General features: G+C 29.6%; 20 protein-coding genes. 19 read left to right on the forward strand and 1 reads right to left on the reverse strand.

Annotated features, from left to right (window positions below):
• Positions 1-84 precede the first annotated feature (84 nt).
• The 10 genes from hrcA (at position 85) to mtaB (ending at position 12,606) form a co-directional block, all read left to right on the forward strand.
• Positions 85-1,098 (forward strand): heat-inducible transcriptional repressor HrcA, encoded by a 1,014-nt coding sequence (hrcA, locus tag HF295_RS01240; RefSeq protein ID WP_312032030.1) that lies wholly within the window; start codon positions 85-87, stop codon positions 1,096-1,098.
• Between the two features lies 1 nt (position 1,099).
• On the forward strand, positions 1,100-1,759 hold the full coding sequence (gene grpE, locus HF295_RS01245) for a nucleotide exchange factor GrpE (protein ID WP_312032031.1): 660 nt from the start codon (positions 1,100-1,102) through the stop codon (positions 1,757-1,759).
• A gap of 2 nt (positions 1,760-1,761) precedes the next feature.
• Positions 1,762-3,585: a molecular chaperone DnaK gene (gene dnaK / locus HF295_RS01250; protein ID WP_312032032.1), complete on the forward strand. Its 1,824-nt coding sequence runs from the start codon at positions 1,762-1,764 to the stop codon at positions 3,583-3,585.
• Positions 3,586-3,618: 33 nt separating this feature from the next.
• Entirely contained in the window at positions 3,619-4,740 is a 1,122-nt protein-coding gene (gene dnaJ, locus HF295_RS01255) for a molecular chaperone DnaJ (protein WP_312032033.1), read from the forward strand.
• Between the two features lie 154 nt (positions 4,741-4,894).
• Positions 4,895-5,245 carry a PadR family transcriptional regulator gene (locus HF295_RS01260; RefSeq protein WP_312032034.1) on the forward strand — a complete coding sequence of 117 codons (351 nt, stop codon included), beginning with the start codon at positions 4,895-4,897 and terminating at the stop codon, positions 5,243-5,245.
• Positions 5,246-5,257: 12 nt separating this feature from the next.
• Positions 5,258-6,661: a Wadjet anti-phage system protein JetA family protein gene (locus tag HF295_RS01265; RefSeq protein ID WP_312032035.1), complete on the forward strand. Its 1,404-nt coding sequence runs from the start codon at positions 5,258-5,260 to the stop codon at positions 6,659-6,661.
• Complete coding sequence (locus tag HF295_RS01270) at positions 6,662-7,273, forward strand: DUF4194 domain-containing protein (protein ID WP_312032036.1); 612 nt, start codon at positions 6,662-6,664, stop codon at positions 7,271-7,273.
• A complete protein-coding gene (locus HF295_RS01275; protein WP_312032037.1) occupies positions 7,251-10,493 on the forward strand; it encodes an ATP-binding protein in 3,243 nt (1,080 codons plus the stop codon). Before HF295_RS01270 ends, HF295_RS01275 begins: the two co-directional genes overlap by 23 nt.
• 91 nt (positions 10,494-10,584) lie before the next feature.
• The gene (locus HF295_RS01280; protein ID WP_312032038.1) at positions 10,585-11,304 is read left to right on the forward strand and encodes an RsmE family RNA methyltransferase; all 720 of its coding nucleotides are present in this window, start codon (positions 10,585-10,587) and stop codon (positions 11,302-11,304) included.
• Complete coding sequence (gene mtaB / locus HF295_RS01285) at positions 11,305-12,606, forward strand: tRNA (N(6)-L-threonylcarbamoyladenosine(37)-C(2))-methylthiotransferase MtaB (RefSeq protein WP_312032039.1); 1,302 nt, start codon at positions 11,305-11,307, stop codon at positions 12,604-12,606.
• Between the two features lie 4 nt (positions 12,607-12,610).
• On the opposite strand, the gene HF295_RS01290 is transcribed toward mtaB, so the two are convergent.
• Entirely contained in the window at positions 12,611-13,189 is a 579-nt protein-coding gene (locus tag HF295_RS01290) for a hypothetical protein (RefSeq protein WP_312032040.1), read from the reverse strand.
• Between the two features lie 137 nt (positions 13,190-13,326).
• On the opposite strand from HF295_RS01290, the gene rpsU reads away from it, so the two are divergent.
• From rpsU to rpoD, 9 genes are all read left to right on the forward strand, one after another.
• Positions 13,327-13,494, forward strand: a complete 168-nt coding sequence (gene rpsU, locus HF295_RS01295) for a 30S ribosomal protein S21 (protein ID WP_312032041.1) — start codon at positions 13,327-13,329, stop codon at positions 13,492-13,494.
• 106 nt (positions 13,495-13,600) lie between these two features.
• Complete coding sequence (locus tag HF295_RS01300) at positions 13,601-14,560, forward strand: PhoH family protein (protein ID WP_312032042.1); 960 nt, start codon at positions 13,601-13,603, stop codon at positions 14,558-14,560.
• On the forward strand, positions 14,547-14,975 hold the full coding sequence (gene ybeY, locus HF295_RS01305; RefSeq protein ID WP_312032043.1) for an rRNA maturation RNase YbeY: 429 nt from the start codon (positions 14,547-14,549) through the stop codon (positions 14,973-14,975). The genes HF295_RS01300 and ybeY overlap by 14 nt, the downstream gene beginning before the upstream one ends.
• A gap of 4 nt (positions 14,976-14,979) precedes the next feature.
• Entirely contained in the window at positions 14,980-15,375 is a 396-nt protein-coding gene (gene cdd, locus HF295_RS01310) for a cytidine deaminase (RefSeq protein ID WP_312032044.1), read from the forward strand.
• Positions 15,375-16,265 carry a GTPase Era gene (gene era / locus HF295_RS01315; protein ID WP_312032045.1) on the forward strand — a complete coding sequence of 297 codons (891 nt, stop codon included), beginning with the start codon at positions 15,375-15,377 and terminating at the stop codon, positions 16,263-16,265. The genes cdd and era overlap by 1 nt, the downstream gene beginning before the upstream one ends.
• A gap of 9 nt (positions 16,266-16,274) precedes the next feature.
• Positions 16,275-16,991, forward strand: coding sequence for a DNA repair protein RecO (gene recO, locus HF295_RS01320; protein WP_312032046.1), 717 nt, complete (start codon positions 16,275-16,277; stop codon positions 16,989-16,991).
• A 119-nt stretch (positions 16,992-17,110) separates the two neighbouring features.
• On the forward strand, positions 17,111-18,496 hold the full coding sequence (locus tag HF295_RS01325; protein ID WP_376739670.1) for a glycine--tRNA ligase: 1,386 nt from the start codon (positions 17,111-17,113) through the stop codon (positions 18,494-18,496).
• A 13-nt stretch (positions 18,497-18,509) separates the two neighbouring features.
• On the forward strand, positions 18,510-20,318 hold the full coding sequence (dnaG, locus tag HF295_RS01330; RefSeq protein WP_312032048.1) for a DNA primase: 1,809 nt from the start codon (positions 18,510-18,512) through the stop codon (positions 20,316-20,318).
• On the forward strand, positions 20,293-21,540 hold the full coding sequence (rpoD, locus tag HF295_RS01335; RefSeq protein ID WP_312032049.1) for an RNA polymerase sigma factor RpoD: 1,248 nt from the start codon (positions 20,293-20,295) through the stop codon (positions 21,538-21,540). The genes dnaG and rpoD overlap by 26 nt, the downstream gene beginning before the upstream one ends.
• Positions 21,541-21,546 lie beyond the last annotated feature (6 nt).

Genomic DNA, 21,546 nt, shown 5'->3' on the forward strand with positions numbered 1-21,546 from the left:
AGCACTCAAAACTTGACATTGCTAAATGACTTTAGTATAATATCATTAGCATTTAGAAATAATGAGTGCTAAAGGGGTGTTGGAATGACTGAAAGACAAGAAAAAATACTTAAATTAATTGTTGATGAGTATGTTAAATCAGCTGAACCTGTGGGTTCAAAATCTTTGTCAGAACTTTTAAATGTTTCGAGTGCAACCATAAGAAATGAAATGAGTGTTCTTGAAGATGAAGGTTATATAGAAAAAACCCACACATCATCAGGTAGAATACCTTCGGAAAAAGGTTATCGTTATTACATAGAAACAGTAGCTAAGACGATAGAAGATGATACTGATGGTTTTTTTGAGTTCGAACAGATATTTGCTAATAAAGAAGCAGAAAGAGATATTATTATAAAAGAAGCGATTAATTTACTTTCAGAAGCTACAAATTGTACAGCTATTTCCCTTGGCCCTAATGCATATCACTCAAAAGTGAAAAAGGTGCAAATGGTTCAATTGAGTCCAACGCACGGACTAATACTGGTAATTACTAATTATGGTTACGTGGAATCTAAGGAAATTACTTTAGATGAACGAATGGATGTTGAAGAACTAACAAAAGTCATTGATTTACTTAATGAGTTGTTGAAGGATACACCAATTTCAAAAGTATCAGAAAAATTACACTATGAAATAGAACATAATCAAATTAAAGAGTTATTAAAATATAGAGAAACAATTGTTGAGTCTTTTATTGAAGCATTTTCTAAATTCGCACAATCTAGATACTATTTAACAGGTTCTTCAAACATGCTATATCAACCTGAATTTAATGATATTGATAAACTTAGAGAGTTCATTTCTACCATTGAAAATAAAGAGATTTTTAAAATAGTTGATACAGAAGAAGAGGGCATTTCTGTAAAAATCGGTACTGAAAATCAAATTACATCCTTAAATGATATTACAGTTATATCATCAACATACGATACCATAGATGGAGAGAAGGGTACAGTTTCACTGGTTGGTCCGAAGAGAATGGACTATCGAAAAGCCATACCTTTAATAAAATATATTGCAAAACACATACAAAAATTATATGAAGAGGAGTCATAATATGTCTGAAAAAGATCTGGAAAAAGAGTTGTTTGATGAAAAGAATATAGAATCAAACAATGAAGTCAATGATGAAATTGAAAACGAAGAATCAAAACTAAAGAAGAAAAAACATAAGAAAAATAAACTTGAGCTTCAGTTGGATGAAATTCAAGAAGAATTAGAAACATTAAAGGATAAATATTATCGAAATTTAGCCGAAATGGAGAACTATAAAAAAAGAACTACTAATGAGTTGGTTAAAGAAAGAAAATACGCTTCTCAATCAATGGCTGATAAGTTGATTGATTCTGTTGAAGTCTTTACTCAAGCTTTGAATATTAAAACCGATGATAAGCAAATGCAAAACTTCTTATATGGATTTAAAATGATAAGAGATATGATATTCAATGCATTGAAAGATGAAGGCGTCAGTGAAATAGAGACAAAAATAGGAGATACTTTTGATCCTAATATTCATGAAGCAATGGATACGATTTATGACCCAGATAAAGAGGAACATACAATCGTAAAAGTTTCAAAAACGGGTTATAAATTTAAAGATCGAGTCTTAAGACCTGCTTTTGTTGTAATTAATGTAAAAGCTAATGAAGAAGAAAATGAAAATCAAGATGAAAATCAAAAAATAGATGAAATCAATAATGAAGGAAAGGATGAATAAATATGAAAATTATAGGAATCGACTTAGGAACAACAAACTCTGTTGTTTCAGTAATGGAAGGTAAAGAAGCAAAAGTAATTCCAAATAGAGATGGAAATAGAACGACTCCATCTGTTGTAGCTTTTAAAGATGAGGAAATTCAAGTAGGAGAGGTTGCAAAAAGACAAGTAATCACTAATCCTAATACAGTTTACTCAGTAAAGAGAAAAATGGGTACATCAGAAAAAATTAAAATCAAAGATAAATCATATACGCCACAAGAAATATCAGCAATGATTTTAAGAAATTTAAAAGAGTCTGCAGAAGCATATTTAGGTGGGAAAGTCACAGAAGCAGTAATTACTGTACCTGCTTATTTTAATGATGCTGAAAGACAAGCTACTAAAGATGCGGGTAAAATCGCTGGTTTAGATGTAAAACGTATCATTAATGAACCAACTGCTGCTGCATTAGCTTATGGTATTGATAAAAAAGGTAAAGATGAAACTGTCTTGGTTTATGACCTTGGTGGAGGTACTTTTGACGTTTCAATTTTAGAATTATCAGATGGTACTTTTGAAGTTATTTCTACAAGCGGGGATAATCGCTTAGGTGGAGATGACTTTGATAAGAGAATCGTTGAATGGTTGGCTCAAGAGTTTAAAAAAGAACAAGGTGTTGATTTAACTAAAGATAAAATGGCTTATCAAAGATTGAGAGATGCTGCTGAAAAAGCTAAGAAAGAGTTGTCATCTACAACAGCAACTTCTATTTCATTACCATTTATATCTATGAATAGTGATGGGCCTGTCCACTTAGAAAAAGAAATAACTAGAGCTAAATTTAATGAGTTAACTGATGACTTAGTACAAAAGACAGTTCAACCAGTTAAAACTGCTTTAAAAGATGCTAAAATGACCGCATCTGATATTGATGAAGTTTTATTGGTTGGTGGATCTACAAGAATCCCTGCAGTTCAAGACCAAGTTAAAAAGTTGTTAGGAAAAGAACCTAATCGTTCAATTAATCCTGATGAAGTTGTAGCAATGGGTGCTGCAATTCAAGCTGGTGTTTTACAAGGAGATGTTAAAGATGTCTTGTTATTAGATGTTACACCATTATCATTAGGTATTGAAACTTTAGGTGGTGTTGTTACAAAATTAATTGAAAGAAATACCACGATTCCTACTTCTAAATCACAAGTATTCTCTACTGCTGCAGATAATCAACCTGGTGTTGATATCCATGTATTACAAGGTGAAAGAACAATGGCTAAAGACAATAAGACTTTAGGTAGATTCCACTTAGGAGATATCGAACCAGCACCAAGAGGTATTCCTCAAATTGAAGTAACATTTGATATTGATGCTAATGGTATCGTTCATGTTTCTGCTAAAGATAAAAAAACTGGTAAAGAAAACTCAATTACAATTAAATCTTCTTCAGGATTATCAGAAGAAGAAATTGATAAACTAGTTAAAGAAGCTGAAGAAAATGCTGAGGCAGATAAGCTTAAACGAGAAGAAGTAGACTTAAGAAATGAAGCAGATCAATTAATATTCGCTACGAATAAATCTATTAAAGATTTAGGAGATAATGTTTCAGGTTCTGAAAAAACAGATGCTGAAGCTAAGATAAAAGCTTTAGAAGAAGCCTTAAAAGGTGATGATTTAGAAGCTATCAAGTCTGCTAAATCAGATTTAGAATCTACTGCTCAAAATATTATGGCAAGAGCTCAACAAGCTCAACATCAAAGTAATCAAGATGCAACAAGTGAAGGCGAATCAGAAGACAGTAAATCTGATGATGGCGATGACGTTTTTGATGCAGACTATAAAGAAGTATAATCAATTTAATCAAATTAGAAACGGGGTGAGTCTATGAGCAAGAGGGATTATTATGAAGTGTTGGGTTTAGACAAATCAGCATCAGCTGATGATATTAAAAAAGCTTATCGTAAACTTGCTAAAAAATATCACCCTGATGTTTCTACTGAAAAAGATGCTGAAAGCAAATTTAAGGAAGTTCAAGAAGCTTATGATGTTCTTTCAGATGATCAAAAGAAGGCACAATACGATCAATTTGGACATGAAGCACCTGGCGGTGGCTTCGGTCAAGGTGGTTTTGGTGGCGGCTTTGGGGATTTTGATTTCAGCGATATATTTTCTTCTTTCTTTGGTGGAGGTGCTTCTAGACAAAGAAGTACAAGAAACTCTCCAAGAAAAGGTTCTGATATACGCAGGGTTATGAATATTTCTTTTGAAGATTCTGTGTTTGGTAAATCCGAAAAAATTTCAATTCCAGTTTATGATGAGTGTCATGTATGTCATGGGTCAGGCGCTGAATCTGATAAAGATATAAAGACTTGTTCTCAGTGTCATGGTCAAGGAACTGTAATTGTAGAGCAACAAACTATATTCGGTATGTCTAGAACACAAACGACATGTCCGAAATGTGGTGGAACTGGAAAAGAGATTAAAAATAAATGCTCCAATTGCCATGGTGAAGGTGTTGAACGTGTGACAAAAAATGTTGAAGTTAAAGTACCTGCAGGTATCGATAATAATCAACATATTAGACTTGCTGGATATGGGAATAAAGGCCAAAATGGTGGCCCTAATGGTGACTTGTATATTTTAATTAAAGTCAACCCTTCAGATATTTTTACTCGTCAAGGTGATGATATCATTATTACCCATCCAATCACTTTCTCTCAAGCGGCTTTAGGAGACGAAATAAAAGTCAAAACTCCTTATGGAGACGTTATGTTAAAAATCCCTGCAGGAACTCAATCAGATTCAAAATTTAGGTTAAGAGGCAAAGGGATGACTAATGTTAGAACTAAACAAAAAGGTGATCAACATGTCATTGTTGAAGTTGTAACCCCTAAGAAGTTAAGTCCTGAACAAAAGAAATTATTTGAACAATTATCAAAGGTAGAAGACAAACCAAATGATAACCCATCTATATGGGAAAAGTTTAAATCTAATTTTTCAAAATAATACCAGAGCAATCTGGTATTTTTTTTTATATTTTTTTATACTTTCTATTTACAAATTAGTTAGGATATATTATACTATAAACAGATTAAGTATAAACAAATTATACATAAACAAATTATACTTAAATCATTTAAGTATAAAGGAGGTGATGATAATGACCAAAAATAGCGATCATATTAGGGGTTTTACAGATTACTTTATATTGTCTATACTAGAAAAATATGATAGTTATGGATATGAAATAGCTAAAATAATTGAAACTGTTAGCAAAGAAAATATTAATTTAAATGAAGCAACTTTATATATTGCTTTGAAACGTTTGTTAAATGAAGGAAAAATATCGACTTATAAACAAAAAAATAAAAAGGGTATCTCGCGTCGTTATTATCGTCTCAACGATGAAGGGAAGAAGCAATTAAAAACTTTTAGAAAAGAATGGATCAACTTAGAAAATACATTAACCACCTTAGTAAGTGGAAAATTTAAATATGAGCGTTATGAGTAAGGATGTGAGACAATGGATGTATTTAATATTATACCTAATCAATTTTTTAATTTATTAACAGGCAAGAATAGAACGATTTATGTGAATTGTTTACTTGAACTTTTTAGAGTTTATGAACAGGGTTCAATTTTAGGAATGGATAAAGATATAGCTAGACAAGTTGTTACTGACTATCTTGACATTAATCCTCTTGAAGAAGAACTAGATGATATCGAGGATACTTCAGAGTTAACTAATAGAGATAGAGCTAACCAAATACTACGACGTCTTGAAAAAACTGAATGGATTGATATTGACGTTAATAATAATTATGAAGAAATTTTAAATTTTAGAGATTATTCAATTACAATTATTGAGGCCTTAAAAGATATATCTTCTGATGGTTTTTATGAGGATTTTGATGATGATGGCCATGAATTTAGAGGATATATATATACATCTTACTCTTTGCTAAATAGTGATTTTGGAGAGTATGCGATGGTTTTAGAACAAGTATATAAAAATACATTGGCTTTTGTTAGAGAGATTAGAAAACTTGATTCTAGGTTAAAATTTTATATTAAAACCATTGTAGATAACTCTGAAATTAAAGATTTAATTAACTTATTAGTCAATTACAAGACAGAGTTAATGGATAAAGCATATCGGAGATTAAAAACGAGTGATAATATCAATAAATATCGTAATGTTATTGTTCAAAAACTAGAACAAATGCAGGAAGATAAGTATATCATGGAAATTTTGGCAAAAGAACATTTGGTTAAATCACATAATAATTCTGATATTGCCATGATGAAAGTTAATAAAAAAATAGACGATATCATCGATATTTATAATTCAGTTTCTTACATAATTGATGAAATTGATAATAAAAACAAAGTTTATGTAAATACGACGATTGCTAAAATTAAGTTCTTACTATCAGATGATGAAAATGTTATTTCTAAATTAAGTAAAATTCTTAGATATACATCTGAAACCATTAAGGATAATCAAACTATAAAAGCATTAAATACAATCAGACCAATGTTTACCTTATCTTCTTACCAACAAATATCGAAAAACTCATTATATACTCCAAGAGGTATTTATAAACGCATTGAAAATCAATTCTTAGAATCAACCAATCATGAGTTTGATCAAAGTCTTAAAGATGATTTTTATAAAGAATTTGAAGCTCATTACTCTGAAGAAGTTATCGATAGATACTTAAAAGAATATTTCAGCCGTAATTCTGTGATTAAGGCGAGTGAAATAATTAAAGATGATATGACAGATGAAGCCATATTAAGATTACTTTATATCTTAGTCTATGCTGGAGATGAAATGAATTATTATATTCAACCATTAAATAGAAAAATTAATAATCCAAGATTTGTCATTGATGATTTTGAGATTATAAAGGGGGAAAATTAAATGATTTTGGAAAATTTCGAAGAACTAAATGTAGGGCAACAAAAGCTATTTGCTAAAACATGTTTAAGATTATTACAAAATAGCTTTTTAGCTAAGGACAAAGAAGATAATAAGGAGATGTATTATTTCATTATTTCTTTTAAACAATACTTTGATGAATATTTTGATGTGATGGAATTTGATTTAATTTTAGATAGGGAGATGGGTGCAGTACAATTAGTGCATCGTGAAAATAACAATTTATTAAGACTTAAAAAAGATGAATCTATAGTTTTGCTTATCTTAAGAATTTTATTCCATGAACATTTAGTAAAGACTTCTATCAATGATAATGTTGTTATTAAAGTTGACGAGATACATGACTACTATGATTCTCTTGAGTTAAAGAAAAAAATTAATAAAACTGATTTGGTTAAAATTCTTAGATTATTTAAAAAATATAATTTGATAGAAACACTTGGAGATATTACTAAGTCATCTACACCAATCATAATTTACCCAACTATTTTACTTGCAATTAATACGCAAACGATAAATGATGTCTATAATATAATCTCTCATATTGAAAATAAGAATGGAAGTGAAAAAAATGAAAAAACTTTCGAAAATTAGACTTATCAATTGGCATTATTTTTCTAATGAAACAATAAATATAAAAAATAATACCCTGATTACAGGTCAAAACGCCACTGGTAAATCAACCATTGTTGATGCAATAGCTTTTGTATTAACTGCAGGAGATCAAATATTCAACTTAGCTGCTAATGATAAAAGTAAACGTGATTTAAGAGGCTATGTTAAATGTAAGTTAGGAATTGATAATCAAGAGTATTTAAGAGCAGGAGATACGACAGGTCATGTGGCTCTTGAATTTTATGACGAAGTCAAAGACGAATATTTTACTGTAGGGACTGTTATTGATATTGTTGGAGAAATCATTCCTCCAAAAGTAATCTTCTATGAATATCATGATAAGATTAATGAAGAGTTGTTTGTTGATGATGAAGGCATTATTCTTACAACACTTAATTTCAAAAAAATTAAGTTAAGCAAAAAAATATACTTAACTAGAAGAGAAGCAAAAGCTGCTTTTAGGAAAAAATTCGGTTCTATCAATGAAAATTATTTTAGCTTATTGCCAAAAGCTTTGGCATTTAAACCTATTTCAGATGTAAAGGAATTTATCTATAAGTATTTACTTGAAGAAAGAGTATTAGATGTTGAATCAATTAAAGAATCTATTAGGGCATATAAAGATTTAGAAGCGACACTAAAGATTATTAAGGAAAAAGTAAAAGATTTAGATGATATAGCTCAAACATATGAAGAGATTAAAGACAATATTTCTCAAAAAGAGTTTTATGAATATTTCTTAAAACTGCTTGAAGTAGAATCTATTAAAGATAATATCGATAAAGAGAATAAAAAATTAGATAAAGTTATACTTGATAAAGAACAAAACAATAAGTTGATTCAAGAACTATCTGATCAGCTAGAAATACTTGATGAAAGATCTAAAGAAGTCTATTCAATGTTGTCAAACAATGATACTTTTAAAGCTGCTGAGATATATGATAAAGAAATGAATGACTTAACTAAAAAGATTAATGAACAATCAGAAATGCGTCAGTATGCTGCTACTAAAGCTAAATCAATAAAAGAAATTATAGAAGACTTAAATAGCGAGTATGATCAAAAAACTTATAAACAATTAGGTAAAATTGATTTAACAAATATTGATGATGAAAACTATGAATCAACAAAGTTAAAACTGATTCAAATAGAAAAAGATTTAGATGAAGTCTTAGATCAAAACCGTTCAGAATTCGGAAAACTTAATCATGTAAAACAAGAAATTGTTGAAGAAATTAATGATGTATACCAAACCTTAAAAGGTTTAGAAAACAATAAGCTTAAGTATGATCCTATGATTGTTCGGTTGCAATCAAGTATAATTGATGGGGTTAAACAACAATATAATGTAGATATCAATGTTCATGTTCTATGTGAACTTTTAGAAGTGACTGACCCTAAGTGGCAAGATACTATTGAAGATTATTTAGGAAGACAGAGATTCAACTTGATTGTTGAACCAAGGTATTTTGATTTAGCATTATCAGTATATAATCAAATTAAAGATTCAATGCAAATATATGGTGTTGGTCTAGTAAATACAAAGAAAATTCAACAATTTGATCAATTTAGGCCAAATTCTTTAGCCTCAATAATTGACTCAGATAATAAAGATGCCAAAAATTTCATAAACATGATTTGTGGTAATTTAATCATGGTTGATTCAGTCAATGAACTAGAAAACTATTCACAAGCAATCACTTTAAATGGTATGGTATATAGATCGTTTACAGTAAGGTCATTATTTAAACTAAAAGATAAACCATTTATAGGTAAAAATGCTAAAGCTTCACAATTAGAAACTTGGAGAAAAAAAGCAAAAGAATTATCACTAGATCATCAAAGAATCAATAAGAAAATGAATGATATTACTGAAGAAAACTCTTTAATAAAAAGGTTAAATTTAAGTAACTTTATATCTATGCTCAAAAATTACTATTCACTAGATACATTAAAAGAAAAACGTAAAGCTTTGGCTGAAAAGAAAAGAAACTTGCCTCAAGAAAGTTTAAAAGATTTAAGGGTAGAATATGAGCATATTAGAGAAGAAATTTCATCTTATAATATCAGTCGACAAAAAGCTTATGAGAAAAATGGGTCATTAAATAATAAAGAATCTAATTGTCATGAAAATCTACTAATGTTTGAAGAAAGTTTAAATACATTAAATAGAACAATTTCTAAGCAAGTAGAAGAAAATCCAGTCTTAAAGGATAAAGCTCAAACTTTATTTAATGAAGAAATTCAAAGTCAAGGTATTCAAAATATATTAGAGGCATATAAAGAAAAAATTACTAAGGAACTTAACAATATTGATAATTTAGAAGATGCTTTAAGAAGCAAACAAATTCAATACACTCAAAAATATAATTTAAGCTATCAATTTGGTCTACAATATATTGATGAATATCTAGACGAAAGAAACAAGTTAGTTAAATCAGAACTTGTTAAGTATGAATCTAAAGTTAGAGAAGCTAGAGAAGTGGCAGAAAAATTATTTAAAGAAGATTTTATGTCAAAATTAAGACATTATATCATTTCAGCACAAGATGAGATCAAGAAAATCAATGAGACTTTAAAAAATATACGTTTTGGTGAAGATTCTTATGAATTTATTTTCCCTAAGAGTAAAGAATATGGGGACTATTACGACATGGTATTATCAGAAGAAGCAATTAAATCAGGTGAAGAAATTTTTAATTATGATTTTGAAATGAAATACCAACGTCAATTGGAAGAGTTGTTTATTAATTTAGCTTCAGAAGATTTAAATTCAAAAGGCAGTGTTAATAAATTTACGGATTACAGGACCTATATGGATTATGATATATTGATTACTAATACTTCGGGAGATAGAATTAATTACTCTAAAGTATTTAAAGAAAAATCTGGTGGAGAAACTCAAGTACCTTTCTATGTTGCAACACTAGCATCTTTTGTAAGAGTATTCGATCAAGCTTCTAGAAAAGTCAATCAAGAGTCTATAGGACTAATCTTGTTTGATGAAGTGTTTGATAAAATGGACTCATCAAGAATCAAAGCAATGATGAAGTTTATCCAACAGTTACCGGTTCAAATTATGCTTTCAACGCCACCACAAAAAATGGAAATATTACAAAAGTATACCGATACTACAGTAATAACTTTGAGAGATGGAAAAAAAGCAAGAACTCTACAGATGAACAAACAAGTCGCATAAGATAATAGGCCATAATTTTTATGGCCTAATATTTTTGAAAATATAGGTTTTATGGTAATATAGTTATAGTTATTTTTGAATGGGTGAATGTATGCAAAGATATTTTATTGAAAAAAATCATATTGAAGCAGATAAAGTATGTATCTATGGTAAAGATCATCATCATATGAAAAATGTGATGAGATTTAAACCTGGAGATCAAGTCGTAGTCAATACCTATGATGGTTTTGTCTACTTGGCTCAAATACTTGATTTTGCAAAAGACTATACTGAACTTTCACTCATAAAAAGCATGGAAGCTAAGAATATAAATTATCATTTGGATTTAGGTCTTAGTTTGACTAAAAAAGATGCTTTTGAGTTGGCGTTAAAAAAAATTACTGAACTTGGAGTATCTGGAATTATTCCTCTAGAGACTGAGAGATCAATCATCAATATTAAAGATTATGAGAAAAAGAAAGAAAGGTATTTAACAATACTTAAAGAAAGCGCTGAACAATCGGAAAGAAATCAAATACCTCTTATTTATGATATAACTCAAATAGGAGATTTGAATACAAAAATTTATGATTATTTATTTGTGGCGTACGCTAGAGAAGATCATATGACTTTAAAGAGTCAATTGACAGAAATTAAGAGTTCAGACAAGGTATTGGTAGTTATTGGCCCTGAAGGTGGTTTTTCAAAGACTGAAATTAAGAATTTGAAAGAGAAGGGTTTTGTTAGTGTCTCTTTAGGTGATACAATTTTAAGAGCAGAAACTGCAGCCATGTACATTGCTTCAGTTTTTAGATTTATGGTAGGTGAGTAGATGAAGGTAGCTTTTTATACTTTAGGATGTAAAGTGAATGCATATGAAACTGAAGCAATCTTAGAATTATTTAAAAATCAAGGCTATGAAATTGTCGATTATGATGATTTTAGTGATGTTTATATTATAAACTCATGTATGGTCACTAATTCGGGTGAAAGAAAATCTAAACAAATTATCAGAAGACCCATATCCATAAACCCTAATGCCATTATTATTGTTATGGGATGTTTATCGCAGCTAAAAGCTAAACAAATGTTAGATATACCGGGTGTAAAGATTGTCTTAGGAACCAAAAATAGACACTTGATTATAGATTATCTTAATGAGTATTTAAGGTCTGGTGAAGTGATCAACAAGTCTGAAAAACTTGATAAGGATGAAAGTTTTGAAAATCTAGAAATAAATGATTTTAAAAACCATAAACGAGCTTTTTTAAAGATACAAGACGGCTGTAATAATTTTTGTACATACTGTATTATTCCATATACTAGGGGGAGAATTAGATCGAAATCACGGGATATTATTTTACAAGAAGTCAAAGAACTCGTGAAAAATGGTCATGTTGAAGTTGTACTGACTGGAATTCATACTGGAGGTTATGGTGAAGATTTAAAATCCTATAGTTTTTCAGATTTATTAGCTGATTTGGAAAAAATTCATGGTTTAAAAAGAATTAGAATATCCTCGATTGAAATTACAGAGCTAGATTCTGAAGTTCTTGAAGTAATAAAGAATTCTAATAAAATTGTCAATCACCTTCATATTCCTTTACAAAGTGGAAGTGAAAGAATATTGAAGTTAATGAATCGAAAGTACACCAAGGCAGAATATTTACGCAAGATTCAAGAAATTAGACAAGTTTTTGGTGAAATTGCCATTACTACAGATGTTATCGTTGGTTTTCCTTCAGAAAGCCAAGAAGATTTTCAAGAAGCCTATGATTTTATTAAGTCGATTGGTTTTCAAGAACTGCATGTTTTTCCTTATTCTAGAAGACAAGGAACTCCTGCAGATAAAATGAAAAATCAGATTGATAAGTCTGTTAAGAAAGAAAGGGTACACCTTCTAATCGAACTCAGCAATCAATTAAAGAAATCCTATTATGAATCACAATTGAACTCTATAAAATCAGTGATCGTTGAGCAAGAAAAAGATGGATACCTATTTGGTCATACCAGTGACTATATTTCTGTTAAATTTGTAGGTCAAAAAGCGCTTTTAGGCCAATTAATCGATGTTGAATTAAGTGAAATGGATTTCCCCAACATTATTGGAACCATAAAAAAAATAACAACTTAAGCTGTTATTTTTTTAATTTCTCTACAATTTCATATTTGATGATATGTTTGTTGTCATGATTTTCCAGTTCATAAGGCTTGGCTTGGTCTATATATTGTGGGAGTTCATAAACATAAGCAATCATATCAAAAAGTAGTTGATGTTTGTTTAATTGTTTTTTTAACTTGTTAAATGAGTCTTTTATGTAGTATTTACCTAATTGTTGGTTTTGATCATCTTTGAATATAAAGACCAACTTGTTACGTTTCATATTGGGAGTAATGATGCTTTTCTTTTCTACCAAATCATTTAAACTATCTTGATAGAATTTAAAGTAACGTTTAATTTTTTTCTTGCCCCTATTTTTAAGAGTTTTATATGTGTTGGATTGATCAGTAATATAGCGGTTATAAAGGATATCAATTAATACATTAGCGTTATAGTTTTTTTCTTTATGTTTTATAATTGCTTTTAAAGATTTTTTATAACGTCTTACATTTAAATTTCTTTTTAAGAAAAAAATTATAAGGAAGCTGATTATAATAGCAAGAATAATAATGATGCTCAATGTAATGATGTCTTTTTGTTCAATGGCTAATATCATTTAGACCTCCTTATTCCTTGTCATATGTTTACATTTTACCATAGTAGCTAAATTTTTAGAATAATCAAAATAAAAAAGTTTACTTTTTAATTAATATTTAGTATAATAACTAATGGTAAAGAAAAGGGGTGAAAGCAATGGCTAAAACAATTGTTAGAGATAACGAAAATATCGAAGATGCACTTCGTCGTTTTAAACGTGACGTATCTCGTTCGGGAAATCTTGCTCAAGCCCGTAAAAAAGAGTATTACGAAAAACCAAGTGTAATGAGAAAACAAAAGAAGAACAAAAATAAAAATAAATAGTTAATTATGACTTACATAAAAAAATGATGACAATTCACTAGAATTGTCATTAATTTTTTCTCATTATGACCTAACGTGATATAATATTTTTAAGGAGTGTATCATATTGACTGAAAAATTAAATATAAATATTGAGTTAAATCAATTGATTGATCTATTAGGGGTAAATGATAAAAATATCCAGTTGTTAAAACAACTATTAGATATAGAAATATATTCTAATCACCAAGAGTTGGTTGTAGAAACAGATAGTCCTGAAAAACTTGAATGGGTCCATAAAATTATTCGTGTTTTATTGGAGTTGATTCATAACAATATCGTTTTTAACGAAAGAGATATCATTTATATTTACCACTTATTAGCAAAAGAATCTGAGGAAGATGTAATTTCTCTATTTTTATCTAGAAAAGAAATTATTAAAACTTTTACCGGTAAACCTATTTACCCAAAAACTTTTAATCAAAAAAAGTATATAGAGATGATAGAAAATAATACCTTAATTTTTGGAATTGGTCCAGCGGGGACAGGTAAAACCTATTTGGCTGTTTTAATGGCCATTAAGCAATTGAAAAACAATAAGGTTAAGCGTATTATTTTAACAAGACCTGCTGTAGAAGCTGGAGAAAAACTAGGTTTTTTGCCTGGTGATTTAAAAGAAAAGGTTGATCCATATTTAAGGCCACTTTATGATGCCTTATATGATGTTTTAGGTCCTAAAGATGCTTTGGATTTATTGGATAAACAAGTCATTGAAATAGCGCCTTTGGCCTATATGAGAGGACGTACTTTAGACAATGCTTTTGTAATACTTGATGAAGCTCAAAACACAACGATAAATCAAATGAAATTGTTTTTAACCCGCTTGGGTTTTGGATCTAAAATGGTCGTCAATGGAGATATTACTCAAATTGATTTGCCTAGTTATCAATCATCAGGCCTTATTAAGGCTAAAAATATACTAAATAATATTCATACAGTAGCTTTATTGAATTTCGATAAGACTGATGTGGTTAGACACCCATTGGTACAAACCATTATTGAGAGGTTTGAGAATGATCAACATTAATATTATCAATCAATATGATCAAGAAAGTAAATATGATATCATTATTCAAAAAATCATTTTTCATGCTTACGATTATATGAGTATGTCTAGTGAACTTGTTATTAATGTGATTCTTATAGATGATATTCAAATGAAAGAATACAATCAGTATTATCGACAAATTGATAAAAGTACGGATGTATTGTCTTTTGAAAACGAGGATAGCGATGATGAACTAGGAGATATTTTTATCTCTATTGATAAGACCAAGTCGCAAGCGCTTGAATATGGACATTCTTTTGAAAGGGAACTTGCTTTTTTGACCTTGCATGGGTTTTTACATTGCTTAGGATATGATCATCTCAATGATGATGAAGAAAGAATTATGTTTAAATTACAAGATGAAATTATAGATCAAACAGAATTTAGGAGGTAAAATAATGAAAAATGAAATGTTAAATGAAGCTATAAAAATTATTGAAAATGCTTATGTGCCTTATTCAAAGTTTAGGGTAGCTGCAGTTTTAAAACTTAAAAACGGACAAACTTTAACGGGTGTTAATGTAGAGAATGCTTCTTATGGTTTATCCAATTGTGCAGAAAGAACTGCATTATTTCATGCATATGCTCAAGGATATCGTAAGGAAGATATAGATAAACTTTTAGTTTATACTGATAAAGAATATTTTGTTTCTCCTTGCGGAGCTTGTCGTCAAGTGATGAACGAACTATTGGAATCAGATGCTGAAGTGATCATGGCTAACAGCAAGGGTGAAATGAAATCTGTTAAAAACAAAGATTTATTGCCCTTCGGCTTTTCTAGTGAGGACCTTTAATGTTTAAATCAGGCTTTGTTACTATTATTGGAGAACCTAATGTTGGGAAATCAACTTTTTTGAATCAAGTTTTGAATCAAAAAATAGCCATTACTTCTAATAAGCCACAAACAACCCGAAATGTTTTTTCGGGTATTTATAATGATGATGATTCTCAAATTATATTTATGGATACACCTGGGATTCATACAGGTAAAACTAAGTTAAGTCATTACATATCTTCTGCAGCTTTGGCAACTGTAAAAACTGTTGATTTGGTTTTGTATATGATTAATGCATATGATGATGTGAAAGTTGATAACTTGGAAATTCTGAAACAACTTAAAGGTGTTAAAACACCAGTTTTTCTAATCATTAATAAGTTGGATACCATTAGTGATTATGAGCGTTTAGAAGAGGCTATAAATGTTTATAAAAACGCCTTTAATTTCAAGGGAGTTTTTGGAATATCTGCTTTACAGGGAGACAATGTTGATCTCTTAATTAAAGATATTAAAGAAGAACTAGAAGCTGGACCAAAGTATTATCCAGATGGAGAAATCTCTGATAGACCTGAAACTTTTATTATACAAGAGTTTATAAGAGAGAAGGTATTAGAGTATACTCATCAAGAAGTCCCTCATTCAGTGATGGTTTATTTAGAAAAGTATGAACAAAGAGAAAAAATTACTCATATTCATGCAGCTATTGTCGTAGAGCGGAAGTCTCAAAAAGGTATCATTATTGGTAAAGGTGGATCAATGTTAAAAAGGATAGGTTCATCAGCTAGAAATGATATCCAAGATTTTTTAAAAAGAAAAGTTTATTTAGAACTATTTTGTAAAGTTGAAGAAGATTGGCGAAATAGAGAATTTTACTTAAAAAATTATGGATTTAAAGATTCGCAATAAGGTGATTTTTTGGAACTAATTGAAGGTATAGTATTAAAACAAATCAATTACAAAGAAAGTTCAAAAATTATATATCTCTATACCAGTCATGGAAAGGTTTCAGTATTGGTACATGGGAGTAACAAACTTAAAAGCCCTTACTTAAATTTGGTTAGGGTTTTTTCTCATGTAAGATTGTTTGTTTCTGGGAAAGACTTGAAAACATTAAGAGAAGGAGAAGTTTTAAACTATTTTTCTTCTATTCCTGAAGACCTAAATCGTTATGCGTATGGCCTTCACTTACTAGAAACAGTTTATAATTTTTCAAATCATAATCATGATCATGAAAAACTTTATTTATTTTTACTTAAGATTTTATCTTTAATTTCAATATCTGACAATTTTGAACTTTATGTCATGATGTTTGAGTTAAAACTATTGTATTTATTGGGCGTACAACCCCTTTTAAAACATTGTGTTTTTTGTGAAAATACTAAAACTTTATCTTTTTCAATAAAAGATGGGGGAATGGTATGTGAAAATCATGGTTCTTATAGTGAATATAAAGTGAGTGCCATTGAATTAATGATAAAACTGTATTATTATGATTTAAGTCTTGGTGAAAAAATTGATTTTCATGCAGAAGATATTGTATCTTTAAGATTATTAATTGATTCTTATTATGAATATCATTTAAACTATAAAAGTAAGTCTAGGCAAATGATTAAAGAGTTAATGGCTTATTAGATAAGATTAAGCTATTGCTTTATGTTTAAAAGTGCTTAAATTGGCTTTTTAAAGTCTTTTGTCAATTTGACTTTTAACTTAATTTCATATATAATTAAAATGAGATATTATGCGGAAAAATGGAGGAACTTAGATTGAAATATACTTTAGAACAATTAAGTGCTTATGCTAAACAATATGGATTCATTTATCAAGGATCTGAGATTTATGGCGGATTGGCAAATACTTGGGATTATGGCCCATTGGGTGTGCACTTAAAAAATAATATTAAACAATTATGGTGGAAAAAATTTGTGAGTCAAAATAAACTTAATGTTGGATTGGACTCATCTATTTTATTAAACCCTAAAACTTGGGAAGCAACGGGACATTTAGATGGATTTAAAGATCCACTTATGGACTGTAAAGAATGTAAGACTAGATATAGAGCGGATAACCTTATTGCAGATACATCGAAAGGGAAAGTAGACGCTGATGGCTGGTCTTATGATAAAATGTATCAATACATCATCGATAATGAAATTCATTGTCCACATTGTGGTGGTTTCAATTTTACTGAAATTAGAGAATTTAACTTGATGTTTAAGACTCAGCAAGGTGTCACTTCAGAGTCAAATAATGATATATATTTACGCCCTGAAACTGCTCAAGGGATTTTTTTAAATTTTAAAAATATTCAGCGTACTTCAAGGAAGAAAGTACCTTTTGGTATTGGCCAAGTAGGTAAAAGTTTTAGAAATGAAATTACACCTGGTAACTATATTTTTAGAACTAGAGAGTTTGAGCAAATGGAACTTGAGTTTTTCTGTGTTCCTGGGACTGAATTAGAATGGTTTAAATATTGGAAAGAATTTTCTAAACAATTTCTTTTGACATGTGGTTTGAAAGAGGAAAATATTCAATTCCATGATCATCCAAAAGAAAAATTATCTTTTTATTCTAACGCAACAACAGATATTCTTTTTGCATATCCATGGGGCTTTGATGAGTTATGGGGTATTGCTTCTAGAACAGATTATGATTTATCACGTCATCAAGAATTTTCTGGTGAGAACTTAGAATATTTAGATCCAAATACAAATGAATCATATTTGCCTTATGTGATTGAGCCGAGTCTAGGTGTTGAAAGATTGTTTTTAGCCATTCTTTTAGATTCTTTAGAAGAAGAAACACTTGAAGATGGTTCTAGTAGAACTTTGTTAAGAATTTCAAAAGACCTTGCGCCTTATCAAGTTAATGTTTTACCTTTGGTAAAAAAATACCATGCTGAAAAAGCTGAAGAAGTCTATGATTTATTGTTAGAGAATTTCACCGCTTTTTATGATGAAACAGGAAACATAGGACGAAGATACCGAAGAGCTGATGCTATTGGGACTCCATATTGTGTTACCATTGATAATCAAACTGAAGAGGATGGAACTGTAACGATTAGAGACAGGGATTCCATGGAACAAATTCGTCTTCATATTAATGAATTAACTGGTTACTTCAAGAAATTATTTTAGATGAGGGGTCTTTATGAGTTTTATCGATCAAGATAAAATTGAAGAATTGATACAATCCGTTGATATTGTTGATGTGATTAGTGAGTATGTGTCGCTACAAGCATCAGGGAAAAGTATGAAGGGCTTGTGTCCTTTTCATAGTGAAAAAACTCCTTCTTTTCATGTGAGTAAAGATAGACAATTATTCAACTGTTTTGGATGCCATAAAAAAGGTAATGTTGTTGGTTTCATCCAAGAATATAAACATTTAGATTATATAGAAGCCATTAGATATTTGGCTGATCAATATCATTTTGATTTAGGGGAAAATGATCAAATTGTTCAAAAATATAATTATTCAAAATTATATGATATTAATAAAACTGCTAAAGATTTTTTTAACCTGAATTTATTAAACTTAGATAGTGGAAAAAAAGCTTTAGATTACTTGATAGATAGAAAAATAGATAAACATACCATGAATGACTTTAATATAGGTTATGCACCACCTAGAAATAATATTCTTCTAAAAAACTTAAAAGAGAATTTTCAGGAATTTGAGATGGTAGAAGCAGGACTTATTGGAAGAAGTCAATCAGGCGAGTATTATGATCTTTTTAGAGATAGGATAATGTTTCCTATATTAAATGAACAAGGCAAAGTACTAGGATTTAGTGGGAGAATATTATCTGATGATAAGTCTCAAGCAAAGTACATCAATACTCAGGCTACTAAAATATTTAATAAGGGTGAAATTTTATATAATTTAGATAAAGCTATTCCCTTTATTAACCAAAGAAAACGGGCAGTTTTAATGGAAGGATTCTTTGACGTTATTCAAGCTTATATGGCTGGAGTGGAAGAATCAATTTGTACTATGGGTACTGAACTGACGGTCGAGCAAGCAAAAAAAATTAAAAAGTATACTGATAATGTAGTTATATGTTATGACGGTGATAGCGCTGGAAAGCAAGCTACTTATCGTGCCTTAAATATATTAGAAAAAGCCCAATTGAATGTTCAAGTTGCCCTCATGCCAGATGGCTTGGATCCTGATGAATATATTAAGAATCATTCACAAGCAATGTTTAGAAATCAGTTAAATCAAAATTTAATTGATAAATATGATTTTGTTTTTGAAATGATTATTCAAAAGGGAATTCAGTCTAGTTCTGAGATAGAACTAGCTAAGAATGCTTTATTTAAGTTTTTATTAGCCTCAGCATCTAAAACTATTACCAGTATTTATTTGCAAAAGTTTTCTGAAGTTGTTCATTTACCTTTAGAGGCTATTGAACAGGATTATAAAAAATATCTAGTCAATCAAAGAAGATTTCAAACCATTGAAAAAGAAAAGAAACCTTTGGCTATACCAAAGATTTCCAAAGCTAGGACAACTGCTGAAATCAAATTAATTTCTTATTATCTTCAAAGTGATGACTACCGTAGTTTAATCGATGATGAATTTCATCAGTTTCATTTTTCAAAGGGTTTAAGATTTGAGATTTTTTCAACAATGAGAGAAATGAATCATCAAAATAGAGAAGTGGCTTTGTATAATTTGAAGTCAGATTTAAGTGATAAAGCCTTTGAAGAATTTCAAGATATGTTGTTAAAAGAAAATTATCAATATAGTGATATTGAACTAAGAGAGCTTATTGACACGCTAATATTAGAATCCTTAGTTGAAGAAATTAATGAGCTCAAAGAAACTTTAACCATCAAACTAAACAATAAACAAAATGATGAATACTATAAAGACAAATTGATCTTAGATGATAAAAGAAAATCCTATGAGATTATCAAAAGGAGAAGGAATGATAAAAAAGCAAATCCTTCGTGAGTTAACAAATCTTTATAGACATAAGGGACAGTTAACTATAGAAGATGTATTCACTTATTGTAAAAGAGATAACAAAGACTTTGATGAAATCATTGAAGCTTTAGCTTATCAAGGCTTATTGACTGAAGATTTTTTTGAACAGATTGATTCTTTACCCTTAGATGAGCAAATTGATGTTACAGAAATGGTTAATGATTTAAGTGTTTTTGAAGATATTAGTGAGCTGAAAAACTATGCTAAAGATACTCAAGAGCTTTTAATGAAAGAAAAGCATTTTTCTAGTAAAATTAGTGTTCATGGTAATGATTCTATCGGTATTTATTTAAAAGAAATAGGGCAAGTCAATTTGTTAAAACCTGAAGAAGAATATGAATTGGCTGTTATGGTAGATGCTGAAAAAAAAGCTAGGCTTGACTATCAAAAATTAATGTCTAGTCAAGAACCTTTGACTAAAGAGCAAATGGATTATTTTCAAGATATATTTAGAAAGGCAGATTTTGCTAAAAGTAAATTAATTGAATCTAACTTGCGTTTAGTATTCTCTATAGCAAAAAAATACAATAATTCCGGCATGCATTTTTTAGATATTATCCAAGAGGGTAATATGGGATTAATGAAGGCTGTTGAAAAGTTTGATTTTAGAAAAGGCAATAAATTCTCAACCTATGCCACTTGGTGGATTAGACAGGCTATTACAAGGGCTATTGCTGATCAATCTAGAACGATTAGAATTCCTGTTCATATGGTTGAGACGATTAATACCATGTTAAAAACCCAACGTTCTTTAGTTCAAAAGTTGAAAAGAGAACCTACAGATCAAGAAGTTGCTTTTGCCATGAATGTGACTGCGGACAAAATTCAAGCCATCAAAAAGATAGCTCAAGATCCTCTATCATTAGAAAAACCTATTGGTGAAGAAGAAGATTCTAGTCTAGGAGATTTAATTGCTGATGGGGACGTTTTAGACCCAATGGAATATGCTTCAAAAGAGGCTTTGATAAGGGAAATAAACCAGGCTCTATCTACTTTAACTGATAGGGAAGAACAAGTGATTAGATTAAGATTTGGTTTGTGGAATGAGCAACCGAAAACACTTGAGGAAGTGGGTCATGTTTTTCAAGTAACCAGGGAAAGAATAAGACAAATTGAATCAAAAGCAATTCAGAAATTGAGATCGCAAAATCAATTTGAATTGATTAAATATTACGCTGAACTACAATGAAATTTA

Origin of the sequence: Hujiaoplasma nucleasis, from assembly GCF_013745115.1 — a bacterium.
GTDB lineage: Bacteria > Bacillota_I > Bacilli_A > Izemoplasmatales > Hujiaoplasmataceae > Hujiaoplasma > Hujiaoplasma nucleasis.

Bases quoted from the DNA above. Each gene is read 5' to 3' on its own strand.
- hrcA (WP_312032030.1), top strand. From the start codon at position 85: ATGACTGAAAGACAAGAAAAAATACTTAAATTAATTGTTGATGAGTAT.
- grpE (WP_312032031.1), top strand. From the start codon at position 1,100: ATGTCTGAAAAAGATCTGGAAAAAGAGTTGTTTGATGAAAAGAATATA.
- dnaK (WP_312032032.1), top strand. From the start codon at position 1,762: ATGAAAATTATAGGAATCGACTTAGGAACAACAAACTCTGTTGTTTCA.
- dnaJ (WP_312032033.1), top strand. From the start codon at position 3,619: ATGAGCAAGAGGGATTATTATGAAGTGTTGGGTTTAGACAAATCAGCA.
- HF295_RS01260 (WP_312032034.1), top strand. From the start codon at position 4,895: ATGACCAAAAATAGCGATCATATTAGGGGTTTTACAGATTACTTTATA.
- HF295_RS01265 (WP_312032035.1), top strand. From the start codon at position 5,258: ATGGATGTATTTAATATTATACCTAATCAATTTTTTAATTTATTAACA.
- HF295_RS01270 (WP_312032036.1), top strand. From the start codon at position 6,662: ATGATTTTGGAAAATTTCGAAGAACTAAATGTAGGGCAACAAAAGCTA.
- HF295_RS01275 (WP_312032037.1), top strand. From the start codon at position 7,251: ATGAAAAAACTTTCGAAAATTAGACTTATCAATTGGCATTATTTTTCT.
- HF295_RS01280 (WP_312032038.1), top strand. From the start codon at position 10,585: ATGCAAAGATATTTTATTGAAAAAAATCATATTGAAGCAGATAAAGTA.
- mtaB (WP_312032039.1), top strand. From the start codon at position 11,305: ATGAAGGTAGCTTTTTATACTTTAGGATGTAAAGTGAATGCATATGAA.
- HF295_RS01290 (WP_312032040.1), bottom strand. From the start codon at position 13,189: ATGATATTAGCCATTGAACAAAAAGACATCATTACATTGAGCATCATT.
- rpsU (WP_312032041.1), top strand. From the start codon at position 13,327: ATGGCTAAAACAATTGTTAGAGATAACGAAAATATCGAAGATGCACTT.
- ybeY (WP_312032043.1), top strand. From the start codon at position 14,547: ATGATCAACATTAATATTATCAATCAATATGATCAAGAAAGTAAATAT.
- cdd (WP_312032044.1), top strand. From the start codon at position 14,980: ATGAAAAATGAAATGTTAAATGAAGCTATAAAAATTATTGAAAATGCT.
- era (WP_312032045.1), top strand. From the start codon at position 15,375: ATGTTTAAATCAGGCTTTGTTACTATTATTGGAGAACCTAATGTTGGG.
- HF295_RS01325 (WP_376739670.1), top strand. From the start codon at position 17,111: ATGGAGGAACTTAGATTGAAATATACTTTAGAACAATTAAGTGCTTAT.
- dnaG (WP_312032048.1), top strand. From the start codon at position 18,510: ATGAGTTTTATCGATCAAGATAAAATTGAAGAATTGATACAATCCGTT.
- rpoD (WP_312032049.1), top strand. From the start codon at position 20,293: ATGATAAAAAAGCAAATCCTTCGTGAGTTAACAAATCTTTATAGACAT.